The 15703-nt window shown below is 49.7% G+C and carries 15 protein-coding genes and 1 tRNA gene; 6 read left to right on the plus strand and 10 right to left on the minus strand.

Annotation, left to right across the window (positions count from 1 at the left end; genetic code table 11):
* Nucleotides 1-14 precede the first annotated feature (14 nt).
* Both TRQ2_RS01740 and TRQ2_RS01745 read left to right on the plus strand, forming a co-directional pair.
* Nucleotides 15-665 (plus strand): amino acid ABC transporter permease, encoded by a 651-nt coding sequence (locus tag TRQ2_RS01740; RefSeq protein WP_012310487.1) that lies wholly within the window; start codon nt 15-17, stop codon nt 663-665.
* Nucleotides 662-1390: an amino acid ABC transporter ATP-binding protein gene (locus TRQ2_RS01745; protein WP_012310488.1), complete on the plus strand. Its 729-nt coding sequence runs from the start codon at nt 662-664 to the stop codon at nt 1388-1390. Before TRQ2_RS01740 ends, TRQ2_RS01745 begins: the two co-directional genes overlap by 4 nt.
* On the opposite strand, the gene TRQ2_RS01750 is transcribed toward TRQ2_RS01745, so the two are convergent.
* Genes TRQ2_RS01750 through TRQ2_RS01765 form a run of 4 tightly spaced genes read right to left on the minus strand, consistent with a single transcriptional unit; the run spans nt 1335 to nt 4979 of the window.
* On the minus strand, nt 1335-3008 hold the full coding sequence (locus TRQ2_RS01750; protein ID WP_012310489.1) for a penicillin-binding transpeptidase domain-containing protein: 1674 nt from the start codon (nt 3006-3008) through the stop codon (nt 1335-1337). The genes TRQ2_RS01745 and TRQ2_RS01750 overlap by 56 nt on opposite strands.
* Nucleotides 3005-3349 carry a hypothetical protein gene (locus TRQ2_RS09865; protein ID WP_004081266.1) on the minus strand — a complete coding sequence of 115 codons (345 nt, stop codon included), beginning with the start codon at nt 3347-3349 and terminating at the stop codon, nt 3005-3007. Before TRQ2_RS09865 ends, TRQ2_RS01750 begins: the two co-directional genes overlap by 4 nt.
* Nucleotides 3346-3969 (minus strand): hypothetical protein, encoded by a 624-nt coding sequence (locus tag TRQ2_RS09870; protein WP_012310490.1) that lies wholly within the window; start codon nt 3967-3969, stop codon nt 3346-3348. The genes TRQ2_RS09865 and TRQ2_RS09870 overlap by 4 nt, the downstream gene beginning before the upstream one ends.
* On the minus strand, nt 3969-4979 hold the full coding sequence (locus tag TRQ2_RS01765) for a rod shape-determining protein (RefSeq protein ID WP_010865154.1): 1011 nt from the start codon (nt 4977-4979) through the stop codon (nt 3969-3971). Before TRQ2_RS01765 ends, TRQ2_RS09870 begins: the two co-directional genes overlap by 1 nt.
* 81 nt (nt 4980-5060) lie before the next feature.
* On the opposite strand from TRQ2_RS01765, the gene TRQ2_RS01770 reads away from it, so the two are divergent.
* Genes TRQ2_RS01770 through TRQ2_RS01785 form a run of 4 tightly spaced genes read left to right on the plus strand, consistent with a single transcriptional unit; the run spans nt 5061 to nt 9316 of the window.
* Nucleotides 5061-6698, plus strand: a complete 1638-nt coding sequence (locus TRQ2_RS01770; RefSeq protein ID WP_041434290.1) for a putative manganese-dependent inorganic diphosphatase — start codon at nt 5061-5063, stop codon at nt 6696-6698.
* Nucleotides 6695-7600 (plus strand): DMT family transporter, encoded by a 906-nt coding sequence (locus TRQ2_RS01775; RefSeq protein ID WP_011942996.1) that lies wholly within the window; start codon nt 6695-6697, stop codon nt 7598-7600. The genes TRQ2_RS01770 and TRQ2_RS01775 overlap by 4 nt, the downstream gene beginning before the upstream one ends.
* Nucleotides 7530-8612: a Gfo/Idh/MocA family protein gene (locus tag TRQ2_RS01780; protein ID WP_011942997.1), complete on the plus strand. Its 1083-nt coding sequence runs from the start codon at nt 7530-7532 to the stop codon at nt 8610-8612. The genes TRQ2_RS01775 and TRQ2_RS01780 overlap by 71 nt, the downstream gene beginning before the upstream one ends.
* Nucleotides 8609-9316, plus strand: a complete 708-nt coding sequence (locus TRQ2_RS01785; RefSeq protein ID WP_011942998.1) for a rhomboid family intramembrane serine protease — start codon at nt 8609-8611, stop codon at nt 9314-9316. The genes TRQ2_RS01780 and TRQ2_RS01785 overlap by 4 nt, the downstream gene beginning before the upstream one ends.
* Here the strand turns inward: TRQ2_RS01785 and TRQ2_RS01790 are convergent.
* From TRQ2_RS01790 to TRQ2_RS01815, 6 genes are all read right to left on the minus strand, one after another.
* Nucleotides 9303-10607 (minus strand): nucleotide sugar dehydrogenase, encoded by a 1305-nt coding sequence (locus TRQ2_RS01790; RefSeq protein WP_011942999.1) that lies wholly within the window; start codon nt 10605-10607, stop codon nt 9303-9305. The genes TRQ2_RS01785 and TRQ2_RS01790 overlap by 14 nt on opposite strands.
* Nucleotides 10601-12061 carry a radical SAM protein gene (locus TRQ2_RS01795; RefSeq protein WP_041434294.1) on the minus strand — a complete coding sequence of 487 codons (1461 nt, stop codon included), beginning with the start codon at nt 12059-12061 and terminating at the stop codon, nt 10601-10603. The genes TRQ2_RS01790 and TRQ2_RS01795 overlap by 7 nt, the downstream gene beginning before the upstream one ends.
* Nucleotides 12021-12446: a thioesterase family protein gene (locus TRQ2_RS01800; RefSeq protein ID WP_012310493.1), complete on the minus strand. Its 426-nt coding sequence runs from the start codon at nt 12444-12446 to the stop codon at nt 12021-12023. The genes TRQ2_RS01795 and TRQ2_RS01800 overlap by 41 nt, the downstream gene beginning before the upstream one ends.
* Nucleotides 12443-14275, minus strand: coding sequence for an ATP-dependent zinc metalloprotease FtsH (gene ftsH / locus TRQ2_RS01805; protein ID WP_012310494.1), 1833 nt, complete (start codon nt 14273-14275; stop codon nt 12443-12445). Before ftsH ends, TRQ2_RS01800 begins: the two co-directional genes overlap by 4 nt.
* A complete protein-coding gene (gene tilS, locus TRQ2_RS01810; protein WP_012310495.1) occupies nt 14262-15506 on the minus strand; it encodes a tRNA lysidine(34) synthetase TilS in 1245 nt (414 codons plus the stop codon). The genes ftsH and tilS overlap by 14 nt, the downstream gene beginning before the upstream one ends.
* A 78-nt stretch (nt 15507-15584) precedes the next feature.
* A tRNA-Thr gene (locus TRQ2_RS01815) sits at nt 15585-15660 on the minus strand.
* Nucleotides 15661-15703 lie beyond the last annotated feature (43 nt).

Here is a 15703-nt window from a genome sequence, read left to right on the forward strand (position 1 = left end):
TGGAGGAGTGAAAGATGCCGGAATGGTTGAGCGTGATTGTGGATAATCTACCGCTCCTTCTGAAGGGTGCCCTGAGCACCCTTCAGCTTACTTCTCTGGCCGTTCTCATAGGGCTCGCCATAGGGATCTTCGTCGGCATGGGAAGGCTCTCGAAGTACCGGATCATAAGGTACCCGTCCTCTGTCTACGTGGAGTTTCTCAGGGGAACACCCCTGATGGTCCAGCTGTTTCTCGTGTACTTTGGACTTCCCGAACTGGGGCTCGAATTCGACAGGTTCACAGCCGCCGTTATTGCTCTCGGAATAAACAGCGGTGCGTACGTCGCCGAGATCGTGAGGGCGGGGATACAATCCGTTCCAAAGGGACAGTACGAAGCGGCGAGATCTCTCGGCATGTCACACGCACAGGCGATGATCTACGTGATTCTTCCCCAGGCCTTCCGGCACATACTTCCAGCCCTTGGAAACGAATTCATTGCCCTCGCAAAGGACAGTTCCCTTGCTATGGTGATAGGAACCGTCGAACTCATGAGAAGCGCTCAGTACATTGTGAGCAGAACATTCATGAGTTTTCCCATATACGGCGGTGTGGCGCTGATCTACTTCGCCATCACCTTCTCCGTTTCCAGACTGGTGAAGTTCGTGGAAGGCAGGTTGAAAGTATGACCGTTTTAAAAGTCGAAAATCTTCACAAGTATTTCGGAAAACTCTACGTGCTCAAGGGAATAGATCTCGAGGTGAAAAAGGGTGAAGTGATTTCTATCATCGGTCCAAGCGGAAGTGGAAAGAGCACCCTTCTTCGCTGTATAAACCTGCTCGAGGAGTATCAGCGGGGGAAGATCTACTTCAAAGGTGAGCTCATCACCCACAGAAACATAAACAGGATAAGGAGTTCCATAGGTATGGTCTTTCAGCAGTTCAACCTGTTTCCACACCTTTCTGTTTTGAACAACCTCATACTCGCTCCGATGAAGGTGAAGAACATGCAAAAAGACGAAGCTGTAGAAAAAGCGAAAAAGCTCTTGGAAAGGGTTGGACTCATCGAAAAGATAAACGAAAAGCCCGGAAACCTCTCCGGCGGACAGCAGCAGAGGGTGGCCATAGCGAGGGCCCTCATGATGGACCCGGAACTCATGCTCTTCGACGAACCCACCTCCGCTCTCGATCCAGAGCTAGTGAAAGAGGTGCTCGACGTCATAAAAGACCTGGCTCAATCGGGTATGACCATGCTGATCGTGACACACGAGATGAGGTTCGCCCGTGACGTCTCCGACAGGGTGGTTTTCATGGACGAGGGAAGAATCGTCGAGATGGGACCCCCCGAGAAGATCTTCTCTAATCCCGAAAACGAGAGGACGCGGGAGTTTCTTGGGCACTTTCTTTCAGTTTGAAGTATTCTTCCAGGACCTTTCTTGCTATCTGGGATGCTGCACCGGAACCGTATCCTCCGTGTTCCACCATCACCACAATCGCAACTTCTGGATTTTCCGCGGGAGCAAAGCCTATGAACCACGAGTGAGGAGCACCGTTCCCAGCTTCTGCAGTACCTGTTTTCCCGGCTACTCTGTACGGAAAGTCTCTGAACACGTGGTACGCCGTTCCGGGGTCTTCCTTCTCGTTCCCTTTGAAGGACGTCACATCGACCATGGCATCCTTGATAAAGTTCCATATCTTCTCATCGATCTGAACTTGCGTTTCGATCTCCGGTCCCACCGCTTTCGAGCCGATTCTTTTCACCACGTGTGGTCTGTAGAAGATTCCTTCGTTCGCCACAAGTGAAACGAGTTTCAGAAGCTCTATGGGAGTGGCTGTAAGGTACCCTTGTCCGATGGACATCAGGATGGTGTCACCGGGATACCAGGGTTCTCCTATTTTGGACATCTTCCACTCGGGTGATGGAAGTGTACCGCTCTTCTCGCCTGGAAGGTCTATTCCTGTCTTTTCGAAGATGCCAAGCTTTTTCGCAATTTCCATCATTTTGTCCACACCGAGCTTCAGCCCAAGCTGATAGAAGTAGACGTTGCAGGAAACCCTGATCGCCTTTCTGAGATCGGTGAAGCCATGACCCTCTTCTTTCCAGTCCCTGTACCTCGCCACCACTTCACCTCTGCTGTTTCTGTAATCGAACACTCCACGGCAGTTGATCTTCTCTTCCGGATCGACACCGTTCAGCAAAGCGGCTACGGCCCAGAGTATCTTTATGGAAGACCCTGGACTGTACGCGGAAGATATCGCTCTGTTGATCAAAGGAGAAGGTGAATTTCTAGCAAACCTTTCCCACTCTCTTTTCGTGAAGCCTTCGTAAAAATCCTGGGGATCGTATTCTGGGAACGATGCGAGGGCGAGGATTTCACCTGTTCTGACATCGGAGAGGATCACAGAGCCCGGATTTCCGATTTTTTCGAGAGATTCTTCGGCAACTTTCTGTATCCTGGTATCGATCGTGAGTGTTACATCTTCGCCGGGCTTTGGAGGGCTTCTAAGAACCTCGGAAGATATCGCGCCGGACGGCTCCACAAAGACCATCTTCACACCGTCCGTTCCCGTCAGGAATTCGTCGTACACACTCTCCACACCGTACATTCCCGACCTGTCTGTGTTCACGTAACCAACCACGTGTGGTGCGAGCGGCTCGTACTTTCTCCTGTAATCCATGACGACCCGCATTCCAGCCTTCGAAAGCACATCCGCTCTTGCCCTGTCGATGACTATGGATTCACCTTTGACAAGTGAGAGAATCTCCTCGGGAGTGAAGAGGCCTGTTTTTTTCAGCTCATCTATGCTGTTCAGCCACGGATCGAGGACGTACACCACTTCATCTTTTGCAAGCACTTTTCCATCACTTGAGATGATCTTTCCCCGTGGAGCGGGTATTTTCACGAGCCTTGTTTGAAGAAGGTCTATGTACTTTTTGTGTTTCTCGTGTTCGAGGATCTGCACCTGGAAAGCTTTCATGATGATCAGAACAAACGATAGGGCCATCAGGATCAGAATCAACCTGTTCTTCACCGCTTCGATCCTCCCAGAATGAACACGATGCCAGTGGCGGCGGAAAGCAAAACCGTCAGCATCCGAATTTCACCGACAAGACAGCCGACAGCCACAAGGACAACAGCGGGGAGCAACACTGAAGAGAAATGCTCCCTCAAGGCGTCAAGGATCAAAAATACGATCAAAACGAAGATATACCAGTATCCTGGAATTGCGAAGAGTCTGATCAAAATCACAATAAACAAAAGAGGAATGGTTCTCCTGCAGAAGGCAAGGCCCAGAAAGGCGGGAAAGAAACTCAAAACGTCTTGGAAGACGTAGTCCCAGAAGATGCTGAGAAAGGCAAGAACATAGATCATTCTACCACCCCGATGACGATCACCCTGTCCGGAACGTCCCGTGTCACGTTCAGCAGAAAGTACTCCTCATCACGTCCCGCCACGGTTCCTATGAACAGGTACTCTTTGAAGGCCACGTTCCATTTTTCGCTTTCGAAGTACACCTTCCAGCCCGTCACGTCTATGTCTTCAATGATAGAGAGTCTGGGAACGTGCCCTCCTTTGACGACCCCCACAACAGACTCGTAGTCGTTCTCCACCTTCACCTTCTCCACGAAATCTTCAGAAAACACTCTCATAACCTTTGAAATAGGACCTTTTTCCACAACTATCCCAAGGAACCTCTTCTCCAGCGGATCGAGAACGATGGCACCTTCTTCCGCTTCTCCCAGAATGTAGAAAAAACCTTCTCCCTTCCCGGTCACAAAGAAAAGGTTTCCCACGCTCTTGGTTCCCAGATAAACATCACCTGGATAGATCCTGTTTTGAAACCTCAAAATCACTTCCTGAACCGTGGCTCTCAGCTTCAGGAAGGGGAAAGTTATTCTGTAAAAAAAGGGCTGTAGTTTGTCAGACACGTTGAAAGTCTCGTTCAGAAAGAAAACGGTGAGGAAGAGAAGAAAAAGGATCAGTCTTTTCATCACCCGGCACCCTGAAGCTTCTTCAGAATGTTCACCTTGTCCAGAACCATTCCCGCTCCTTTAGCCACAGCGGTGAGCGGCTCTTCGGACCTGATGACACTGATCCCCGTTTCTTTCTGAAGCAGAGTGTCGAGCCCTCTTAGAAGAGACCCGCCGCCGGTGAGGAAAATTCCGCGTTCTATGATGTCGGAAACGAGCTCGGGAGGCGTTTTTTCCAGAGTGGTTCTCACACTCTCCACTATGGCTACCACCACACTCCTGAGGGCTTCCCTCACCTCTCCTCCTTTCAGAGTGAGCTTTCTGGGCAAGCCGGTGGAAAGGTCTATCCCGGAAACCGTCGTTTCGAGCTCATCGTTTTCTTTGGATGGGAAGACGTTCCCTATCTCTATCTTCACCCGTTCGGCCGTTCTTTCACCGATCGCTACCCGATAGGTCTCCCTCACGTACTGAACTATGGCTTCGTCCATTTCGTCTCCAGCGATACGTATCGACTCCCACGTGACAATGCTTCCAAGGGAGATGACGGCGACCTCCGTCGTTCCTCCACCGATGTCCACCACCATGTTCCCGGAGGGCTCTTCGACGTTGAGATTTGAACCTATAGCAGCCGCCATGGGCTCTTCTATGAGAAAGACCTTACTGGCACCCGCCTCGAGACCTGCGTCGAGAATGGCTCTCCTTTCCACATCCGTTATTCCTATGGGAACTCCTATAACCACACGAGGTTTGAACAGATTCATTCCGCCCTTGGCTTTGTTTATGAAATACCTGAGCATCACAAGGGCCACGGTGTAGTCCGCTATGACACCATCCCTCATGGGCCTTATGGCCTTGATCGTGGCGGGGGTTTTTCCTATCATGTTTTTCGCTTCGAGACCGACCTTCAGTATCTCACCTGTGGTCGAATCTATCGCTATCACCGATGGTTCATTCACCACGATGCCTTTCCCTCTGAGAAAGACGAGGGTGTTTGCCGTACCGAGATCTATTCCTATGTCTTTTCTCAACACCGTATTCCTCCTCCCATGGTCACGTTCTCGATAAGGATTATATCATCTGATAGAATTTTTTTAGTAGCGGAGGTGAAAGCATTGGAAAGAGTGTACGTGATAGGCCACAAGAATCCGGACACCGACAGCGTTTGCTCTGCGATAGGGTACGCGCACTTCAAAAACAATGTGGAAAAGGGAAAAACATTCATTCCAGCTCGAAGCGGCGATCTCACAAACGAATCCCTCTTCGTGCTCAAATATTTCGGAATGAATCCACCCCTCCACATTGAAACGCTCGAACCCACCGTTGAAGATCTCGAGCTGAAAAATCCCATTTTCGTCACTCCGGACACATCCGCCTACGATGTGGCCATGCTCATGGAAAGCAGAGGAATAAAAAACGTTCCGGTGGTTTCAAAGGAGAAAATGATAGGAGTGGTCACTGAAAGCAACATTGCTCGAGTCTACGTGAGGAGATTGAAGATAGAACCATTGGTTATACACCCGGTTCCGTTCGATCAGCTAGTCAGGATACTGAAAGCAGAGGTTGTCTGTGACTACATGAAAGAAAAAACCGTATCCGGAAAGGTTCACATAGCGGTGGATGCCCTTCATGTGCTCCTGGGAAAGATAGAGATAGGTGACGTGGTGATCGTGGGAGACAACGAACCGGCCCAGATCGCTCTTCTGGAAAAAGGAGCAAAACTCATGATAGTCGTGAACAACGCCCCAGTATCAAACAGAGTGCTTGAAATAGCAAAAGAAAAGAACGCCGCCGTTTTGAGAGTGAAGTTCGACGCGTTCGGCGCCGCAAAGCTCATAAACCTTTCACTCCCCGTGACCCTCGTGATGAGCAAGAAATTCCCCACGGTGACGAAGAAGGACACACTCGAGGAAGTAAAAGAGATCGTCTTCACCTCGAAGATAAGAGCAGCGTTCGTAGAAGACGAGAAAGGGCGGCTTTGTGGTGTTATAACTAGGACGGACCTGCTCAAAGATGTGAGGAAAAAGGTGATCCTTGTGGATCACAACGAGATCACCCAGGCACCGGAAGGAGTCGAGAAAGCGGAAATCCTCGAGATCATAGACCATCACAGGCTCGGTGGACTGAGCACTCTGAATCCCGTTTTCTTCTACAACGAACCCGTCGGAAGCACCTCAACAATAGTGGCAGAGTTCTTCTTGAAAAACGGTGTGAAGATGGAAAGGGAGATAGCCGGAATTCTGCTCTCGGGTATCGTTTCCGATACACTCTTCTTCAAACTCTCCACGACGACAGAGAAAGACAGGAAGATGGCGAATTTCCTGGCTGATGTTGCCAAACTCGATCTGGAAAAATTCGCGAAGAAACTGCTGAAGGAAGGGATGAAGATACCGGAAGACGTCGATCCCGCTGAACTGCTGAAGCGCGACGTGAAAGTCTACGAGATGGGAGAAGAATCCTTCGCCGTTTCTCAGATAATGACGTCGGACTTTTCAACACTTTTGAAAGAAAAGGAACGTTTCACGAACGCACTGAAGACCCTCAAGGGAGAATTCGGTGTCAAACATTTCTTTGTGCTCTTCACGAATCCTGTGGAAGAAGCGAGTCTTCTGATGATGGATGGAGATCAAAAGTTAGTGGAAAAAGCCTTCAACGCGGAAAAGAAGGACGGTCTCTTTCTGTTGAAGGGGGTTATGTCCAGAAAGAAGGACTTCGTTCCCAAGATCGGTGAGGTGCTGAGAAGGGAGAGATGACTTTGGAAAGGTTCTTCGCGTGGCTCGTTGTGGTGTTCTGGGGGATCTCTTTTCTTGCCACCAAAGTGGTAGTTCAGGTTCTGGATCCGTTCTTTGCAGGTTTTCTGAGGTTCATCTTCGCTTTCTTTTTTCTTTTCCTCATATCCGGTGGAAGACCAAAGCTTTTCAATAAAAATATCGTGATGGCTGGCTTTTGGGGAGTGTTCAGCTATTTTGCGTTTGAGAATTCCGCCCTCATGTTCACAGAGCCCACCAACGCAGCGATCATAGTGTCTTCAGCTCCTGTATTCTTTCTCCTTTTCTCGCATCTCGTTCAGAAAAAGAAAACCACTTCGAAGATGTACCTGGGTGTGATCCTGTCCTTTCTCGGGGTGGCCCTCGTCGTTTTGAACGGCAGGTTCGTTCTGAAACTGAATCCCCTCGGAGACCTTCTCGCCTTCGGCGCGGCTCTGTCGTGGGTCTTTTACACTCACCACATAGAAAGTCTCGGGAGTCTCTCCTTCAGAGAAAACGCGGGGATCATGTTCTGGGGCGTTGTGTTCTTCCTTCCTTTCTCAGCCGGAAAGTTCTGGCAGATAAGCGAGATGAACTCAATCGTTGTGATTTCTCTTCTTTATCTGGGACTCGTCTGCTCGGGTCTTGCTTACTTTCTCTGGAACAAAGCCATAGAGAGACTGGGAAGCAGAACGACAACGAACATGATATACTACATACCAGTTGTAACGGCCGTGGCGGAACACCTGCTGAAACTGAAACTTCCCTCCGCTCTTCTTGTGGGAGGAGTTGTGCTTGTGGTGATTGGTCTTTTGATCTTCGAAAGGGAGGTTCATTATGAAACTGAGGATAGCACTCGTGGGATGCGGAAGGATCGGACAGAAGAAACACGTTCCAGCGCTGATTGAAACACGTGATTTGTTCGAAACGGTGGCGGTGTGTGATCTCGTGGAAGAAAGGGCAAATCGCGCCGCCGAACAGTTCGAAAAGTCGGGCTTGAGAAGACCCGAGACAATGACGAACTACAGAGAGCTCCTCAAAAGAGAAGACGTAGACGTGATCTCCATAGCCACCGAGAGCGGAAAACACTACCAGATCACCATGGAGGCGCTCGAAGCTGGAAAACACGTCCTCGTGGAAAAACCCATGGCACTTTCGACGAAGCACATGAACGAGATGGTAGAACTCTCGAAACGAAAGAATCTAAAACTCGGTGTTTTCTTCCAGAACAGATTCAATCCACCCGTTCAGGAAGTGAGGAAAAAACTCGATTCGGGGGCGTTTGGAAAGATCTTCTACGCGTCTGTCGCCGTGAGGTGGAACAGAAACGAGGATTACTACAAACAGGCGAGCTGGAGAGGTACCTGGGAGATGGACGGCGGGGTCCTGATGAACCAGTCCACGCACGCCATAGATCTTCTTCAGTGGTTCCTCGGAGGAGAGATAGAGGAGATCTACGGGCACATAGCGAACACGAATCACCCGTACATAGAGGCGGAAGACGAAGGTTTCGCCATCGTGAAGTTCAAAGGTGGAAAGACGGGCCTGATAGAAGCAACGAGCAACGTGTTTCCGAGAAACCTAGAAGAGACACTCGCTATCTTCGGTGAGAAAGGAACGGTGGTCATCGGCGGACTCGCCGTCAACAGGATCCTCACCTGGAGATTCGAAGGGGAAGAGGGTCATCCGTTCATGAATCTACCGGATCCGGACACGGTGTACGGAGACAGTCACAAGTACGTGTACAGAGATTTCTACGAGGCCGTGACGAACGACAGGAAGCCTTACATCTCTGGAGAAGACGGCAAAAAAGCGGTGGAGATAGTTCTTGGAATATACAGGTCTTTCCTGGAAGGAAGACCGGTGAAGTACCCCTTCGACTTCTCCACAGAAGAGATGAAAGGAGTAAAACTTCGATGAGAAAACGGGCTGTCTATTTCATTCTGCTCTTCAACGCGTTCATATTCGTGATGATGACCTTTTCTGGTGTTTTCTCGACCAGGGATCCTGTTCTTCAGATGCTGCTTTTGTTGAGATACGGAGCGCAGTACGGTCCCAGAGTCGACGCGGGAGACTGGTTCAGGTTGATCACCGCTCTGTTCGTCCACGGAGGAATACTCCACATACTGTTCAATTCATACGCGCTTTACTACTTTGGCCTGATCGTGGAGGATATATACGGAACGGAGAAGTTCCTGGTCGGTTATTTCTTCACCGGAATCGTGGGTAATCTGGCAACGCACGTGTTCTACCACGACACAATCTCCGTCGGGGCTAGTGGTGCCATCTTTGGCCTCATCGGAATACTCTTCGCGGCGGGTTTTCGAAAGGACACACCCTTCTTCATGAAACCTGTGACCGGCATGTCGCTTCTTCCCATCATTCTGATCAACGTTGTGTACGGATTTCTCCCGGGCACGAACATCAACAACGCGGCTCATCTTGGAGGTTTCCTGTCTGGAATGCTTCTTGGATACACGATGAGACCCTTCTCGTGGAAAAGGAGGACCCTCTGGAGGGTCCTCGCGATAGTCGTCGTTTCGCTCGTCGTTCTCTCTTACGTTTTCCTGATTAGACAGATCCCGGAGATCGACGAAGCGATCAGAAGGTTCAAAGCAGGATGATCTTGTCTCTGTTTTCTTTCACGTCTTTTGTGATGTTTTTGGTGTCGAAGACCACGGGCGCGTTCTTCACAACGAAGTCGTAATCAACTCCGTTCTTGTGGGCGGTCGTGATCACCACGATGTCCACGCCTTTCAGGTACTCTTCAGTGAGTTCGACCCGTCGGTGAATCCTGTCTCCTCTCTTCACTTCCGGAACGTAAGGATCGAAAAATTCAACTACCGCTTTCTTCTTTTCGAGGTGGTCCCAGACCTTCAGCGCAGGCGACTCCCTCGTGTCGTCTATATCACCCTTGTACGCGACTCCAAGAAGAAGCACTTTCGAGCCGTTCAAAGGTTTCTTTCTCTCGTTCAGGATGTCCTGAACTCTCATCACCACGTACTCGGGCATGAAGTCGTTTATTTCACCGGCCATCTCCACGAGGTCGAGCCTCACGTCGTACTCCTTCGCTTTGTAAGCGAGGTAGAAGGGATCTATCGGGATGCAGTGCCCTCCCGCACCAGGTCCGGGATAGAAGGGCATGAATCCAAAGGGCTTTGTTGCAGCAGCGTCTATCACTTCCCAGATGTTGATTCCCATTCTTCGCGCGACGATGGCCACTTCGTTTATGAGGGAGATGTTGACCAGTCTGAAGGTGTTCTCGAGCACCTTCGCCATCTCCGCCGCCCTCGGTGAAGAGACGGTGTGAACGGGTGCCTCGAGCACGTTTTCATAGAGGATCTTCGCAAGCTCCGTGCATTTTTCCGTCACACCACCGACTACCTTCGGTGTGTTCTTCGTCTTGTAAATTCTGTTTCCGGGATCCACCCTTTCAGGACTGAAGGCGAGATAGAAATCCTTCCCGACTTTCAGCCCGGTGGATTCCAGGATGGGCAGGACGACCTCCTCGGTGGTTCCCGGGTAGGTGGTGCTCTCCAGCACAACAAGCATTTCTCTGTGGAGGTACTTTGCAATCTCCTTTGCAGTATTTATGACGTAGGTGAGGTCGGGTTCCTTGTACTTCCCGAGCGGTGTTGGAACGCATATCGTGACGACGTCGCAGTTCTTCATCTCAGAAAAATCTGTGGTGGCCCTGAGCATACCTTTTTCCACAAGATCTTTGAGGTCCTCGTCGACCACGTCTCCTATGTAGTTTTCCCCGCGGTTCACCATATCGACCCTCTTCTTTTGGATATCGAACCCTAACACTTTGTATCCCGCTTTTGCTTTTTCAACGGCGAGTGGAAGGCCCACGTACCCGAGGCCGATCACTCCGAGAAGAGCCGTTTTGTTCAGAAGTTTTTCTTTCAACACAGTCTTTTCCTCCCTTCTTCGTAAATCAACTTACCAAGTGATTTTTTATCCGATTTTTCGAAGAATTTCAGCCAGCTTTCTACCTCTTCTTTACCGGCGTGTGCGATCGTGTACTGAACTACAGATTCTCTGATGCTTTCGAAATCCACTCTGAAGCCCTTGAGTAAGTTCTTCAGAATTTTCTCTTTTTTTCTCAGAACATCAACCGGTTCCATTTTTCTTCTTTCGAACTCCGTTCCCGGCTTTGGTATGAGCGGGTTGAAACTCATGTGGACCTCCCTGTATCCGAGCCGAACCGCGAGATCTCCGAGTTTCTTGAAGGCTTCAAGATCTTCCTCCGTTTCTTCTTCGAGTCCGTAGATGAAGTACATCTTCACCCTGTCGAAATCCAGCCTCCTTGCCAGTTTCAAGGCGTTTTCTATCTGCTCATCAGTGATGTCCTTTTTAAGGATGTCCCTGATTCGCTGCGATCCCGCCTCTGGGGCGATCGTAAAAGATCTCTGACCGGAGTCTTTGAGGGTCCTGAGCAACCTTTCCGAGAGTCGATCCAGTCTCAGGGAAGAAACCGAGATCTTCAATTGATATTTCTCCACTGTATCGAGAAGATCCTCGAGCCAGGGGTAATCGGTTATGGTGGCGCTTATAAGGCCATATTCTCTGTATGGAGTGTTTCTCACCAGCTCTTCGAACCTTTCAGGTTTCACGAACCTTGCCGGCTTCAGATTCTTTCCAAATATGCAGAAAGCACAGCGCCTTATACATCCCCTTCCCACCTCGACCAGAAGTTTTCCGGGAAAGACACCCAGCGATGGAACAACGCTGGAGTGAGGCAAAAAATCGTTCAGATCGACTCCTGCTGCTATTTCGGTGTGTTCTTTCAGAGAGGGAACCTCCACAGCGGGAATCCTGGAAAGAGAACTCAAAATTTCCTGCTTCGTCTCTCCCGTGAGGGCTTCCGTGAACAGATCCAGGTACTTTTCCAGCTCACCGTAGTAGACGGCATCCGCCACCGGAATGAGGAATTCTTCGTTCAAATAGGTGACCGCCCCACCAGCTATTATGATGGGGTGATAATCTTCTCTTTCTTTCCAGGAAAGAGGAACGTCTTTTTTCTTCAGAATATCGAGAAGGTTTGAAAAGTCGTTCTCAAAGCTCACGGAGAAAAGCCATATGGAGAACTCATCTATAGGTGTCTGCGTTTCAAGGGAGTAGAACTTCTTGAAGGTCTCGTCGTAGAAGAATCTCTCACACCTGATCCTCGGATGGGAGTTGAGGAGCTTCTGGACGTAGTGAAAGGCGAGTCCAGAGGCCGCCACTTCGTAGCCGGAAGGAACAACAAGGGCGACTCGAACGTCGCCCTTTGTCTCCGTTTCTTCGATCTGTTTTTCACTCTCTTTGAATTTCAACACCTTCTCATATTCCAAAAAGTCTTGAGGTCTTCTCGGCCTTCTCAAGGGCTAACCTCCGGAGCTTTTCCCTGGGAACTATCGCTCTGACGAATTCAGCCTCCAGTATCTTTTCGTCACCGCTCATCACGATTCCTCTGAACTTCACCCTGTTTCCCACAACTCCAATCACCCTGACTCCAACAGCGACTCTCGTCCCCGTTGAGACGGCCTTTACGTGTCTTACCAGGCTCTCCACCACAACCGCCGTGTAATCGTTGGGAAGGTACCTGCTCAACAGCTCGTACGACACCCTGTGAACTACCCCTATCAAAGCTGAAGTCGCGACGAGATGGAGATCGAGCATCTCGATGTCTTCGTTCCACACCATAGTTTCGTCGAGAGCCACATCTTCGGTGAGTCTTTTTCCTTCAAGGAATTCAAAATCCATCATTCCACCACCTTTTCGAACTCTTCAGACAGAATACTCCTCAGCTCGTCTCCCTCTATCGTTTCTTTCTCCAGCAGTATTTCCACGATGTTGTCCAGCTGTTTTCTGTATTTCCTTATTATCTCCTTCGCCCTCTCGTAGCAGTTCGTCACTATCTTTTTCACTTCTTCGTCGATTTTGCTCGCTACCTCTTCACTGTAGTTTCTGAGCCGTGTGATCTCTTTTCCAAGAAAGACTTCCTGCTCTTCCTTCCCCCAGGCGAGGGGTCCGAGTTCTTCACTCATTCCCAGCTGACACACCATATTCCTCGCAATTTCCGTGGCCCTTTCTATATCGTTGGCTGCCCCACTCGTCACATCGCCAAAGACCACCTCTTCTGCTGCTCTACCTCCGAGTAGAGCTGTGAGTTTGTCGAGAAGTTCGTTCCTTGAAACAAGGTACTTATCCTCCTCAGGAAGATGAAGCGTGTATCCGAGGGCTTTGTATCCCCTGGGGATTATGGAAATTCTGTGAACGGGTTCCCCGTTTGGAACCACGGTGGATACCACGGCGTGTCCCGCCTCGTGGTACGCTATGATGCGCTTTTCCTTCGGGCTGATCAGCTTCGACTTTCTTGCGGGTCCGGCTATCACCCTGTCTATGGCTTCCTCGAAGTCCTTCATCGTGATTTTGTCTCTACCTTCCCTCGCCGCAAGAAGCGCCGCCTCGTTTACGAGGTTTTCCAGATCCGCCCCGACGAATCCCGGCGTTCTCTTCGCTATGATCTCCAGATTCACGTCTTCCGCGAGCGGTTTGTTTCTCGTGTGAATCTCGAGTATCTTCTTTCTTCCGAGCATGTCAGGTGGATCGACCACGATTTTCTTGTCGAACCTTCCGGGCCTCAAAAGTGCAGGGTCCAGGATATCGGGCCTGTTTGTGGCCGCCATGACTATGATGCCCTCTTTCGAATCGAATCCATCCATCTCCACGAGAAGCTGGTTCAGGGTCTGCTCTCTTTCATCGTGTCCTCCTCCAAGTCCCGCTCCCCTGTGTCTTCCAACGGCATCGATCTCATCGATGAAGACGATACATGGAGCGTGAGCCTTCGCCTGTGCAAACAGATCTCTCACCCTCGCGGCACCGACTCCGACAAAGAGCTCCACGAAGTCAGAACCGCTGATGTGGAAGAACGGCACGTTCGCTTCGCCCGCAACTGCCCTCGCAAGGAGCGTTTTACCGGTACCTGGAGGCCCTACAAGGAGGATCCCCTTGGGCATCCTTGCGCCGATCCTGTTGAATTTAGAGGGATCTTTCAGAAATTCAACTACCTCTTTGAGTTCCTCTATGGCTTCTTCCGCTCCTCCAACGTCCTTGAAGGTGACCCTCTTGTTCCCAGAGGGTTTGTACATTGTTGCCCTGCTCTTTGTGAACGTGAACGCCTGATTGTTCCTTCCAGAGAGGCTCCTCATGATGAAGAGCCACACGACAATGAAGAGTATCGTCGGTATGAGAGTGCCGAGGACGTTTATCCAGAAGGAGCTGCTTCCGCTTCTCTCTCCCGAGACTTTTATTCCCTTTGAAACCAGTTTTTCTATGAGCTGCGAATCGTTCACGGCCCACGGAGCGTCCACTTCGTAAACTCTACCGTCTTTGGTGTAAACTCTCAGTACTCCGTCGTCCCTGATCACAACTTCTGAGACCACGCTTCTTTCGTCCTCGACCATCTGAACAAAACTCGTGTAGCTAAGCTTAGACACAGGTGAGTTTTCGACGTAGAAAAATCTGGCGAGCCAGAAAAGTGTGACTATTATGAGTATCGTGAACAGTAGATTCCAGATGTTAGACCTGTTCAAAATATGTACCTCCTTTCACATAACCGACAGGGTATTCCAGAAGTTCCACAACCACATCTTCTGGCAAAAAGTCTGATCGGGCGATCCCCGGAACCCAGAGAACCCGATCTTCTTCATCGACGAGGAGAGGAACCCTGTCTCTGTAAAAAGTTGGGACTTTTTTCTCGATGAAAACATCCTTCAGCTTTCTCTCCCTGCCGTTGACTATTATTCTATCACCTTCTTTTCTGTTTCTGACCCAAAATTTCATATCGTTTCTGTTATTCACCACTCTTATTTTAAACCCTTCCATCTCCAACATGTCACCTTTCACTTCAACACGGTATTTTTTCTTGAAAACTGTCTTCCCCACAGCTACATAACCGAAAGATCGTTCCACGAAAATTCCGCTCCAGAACTCTACTCTCTTCGACTTCAAGGTTCCGATCAGTTTTTCATACTCTGGTACCCTTCCGTACATCTCTTTCAACACCCATCTTGTGACTTCGAGGAAAAGAAAAAGATCTTCCGGCTCAACGAACACGGCGTAGTCTTTGTAGAAATAGACATTCCTCTCAACAAAGTCCTGCACAGTTCTTTCAACGAAATTTCTCAGCAAATGGGTGACAGAAACCAGTCTATAGACGGCATCCTCCACAGTTGGGTTCAATTCTTTCATGAGAGGGACTATTCTGTGTCTGATGAAATTTCTCGTGTATTTGACGTCGTAGTTGGTTTCGTCAACAACGTAAGGAACACCTTTCTCTCTGGCGTACTCTTCTATTTCGCTCCTTTTGAAGACAAGAAAAGGTCTGATGAACTCTTCTCTTTTAGGAGAAATGCAGGCAAGACCAAGGGGGCCTGTTCCTCTTATCAGTCTGTGGACAACCGTTTCCAGAAGGTCGTTTTTGTGATGTGCGAGGGCGATTTTCGAGGCTCCGACTTTCTTTGCCGTTCTTTTCAGAAAATCGTATCTCACCTCTCTTGCGATCTCTTCCAATGTCTTTCCCGAATCTTTCCAGAGAGAAGGAACATCCACCTCTGACGTTTCTACAGGTATGTTCCACTGGCGACAGATCCTTTCCACGAACTCCCTGTCTCTTCTGGAAGACTCTCTTATCCTGTGATCGAGGTGAGCCGCTGTGATCTTGATCTTCAAAAGGGGGGAGAATTTTCTCAGAACGTACAGGAGGGTCATCGAATCTATTCCGCCGGAGACAGCAACAAGTACGTGCTCTCCTTCTTCAAGCAACCTTTCTTCCTTCAAAAAGCTCAGAAATCTTTCTTCAAATTCGTCGGAAATGCTTCACACCCCTCCATTAAAAAGAAATGGAGCCAGCGGTGGGACTCGAACCCACAACCTGCGCATTACGAATGCGCCGCTCTGCCGGTTGAGCTACGCTGGCCTCCCTCTGGTTTCTATTTTACCAGCCGCACAGGAATTTTCAA

It is taken from the genome of Thermotoga sp. RQ2 (assembly GCF_000019625.1).
In the GTDB taxonomy this organism is placed as follows: domain Bacteria; phylum Thermotogota; class Thermotogae; order Thermotogales; family Thermotogaceae; genus Thermotoga; species Thermotoga maritima.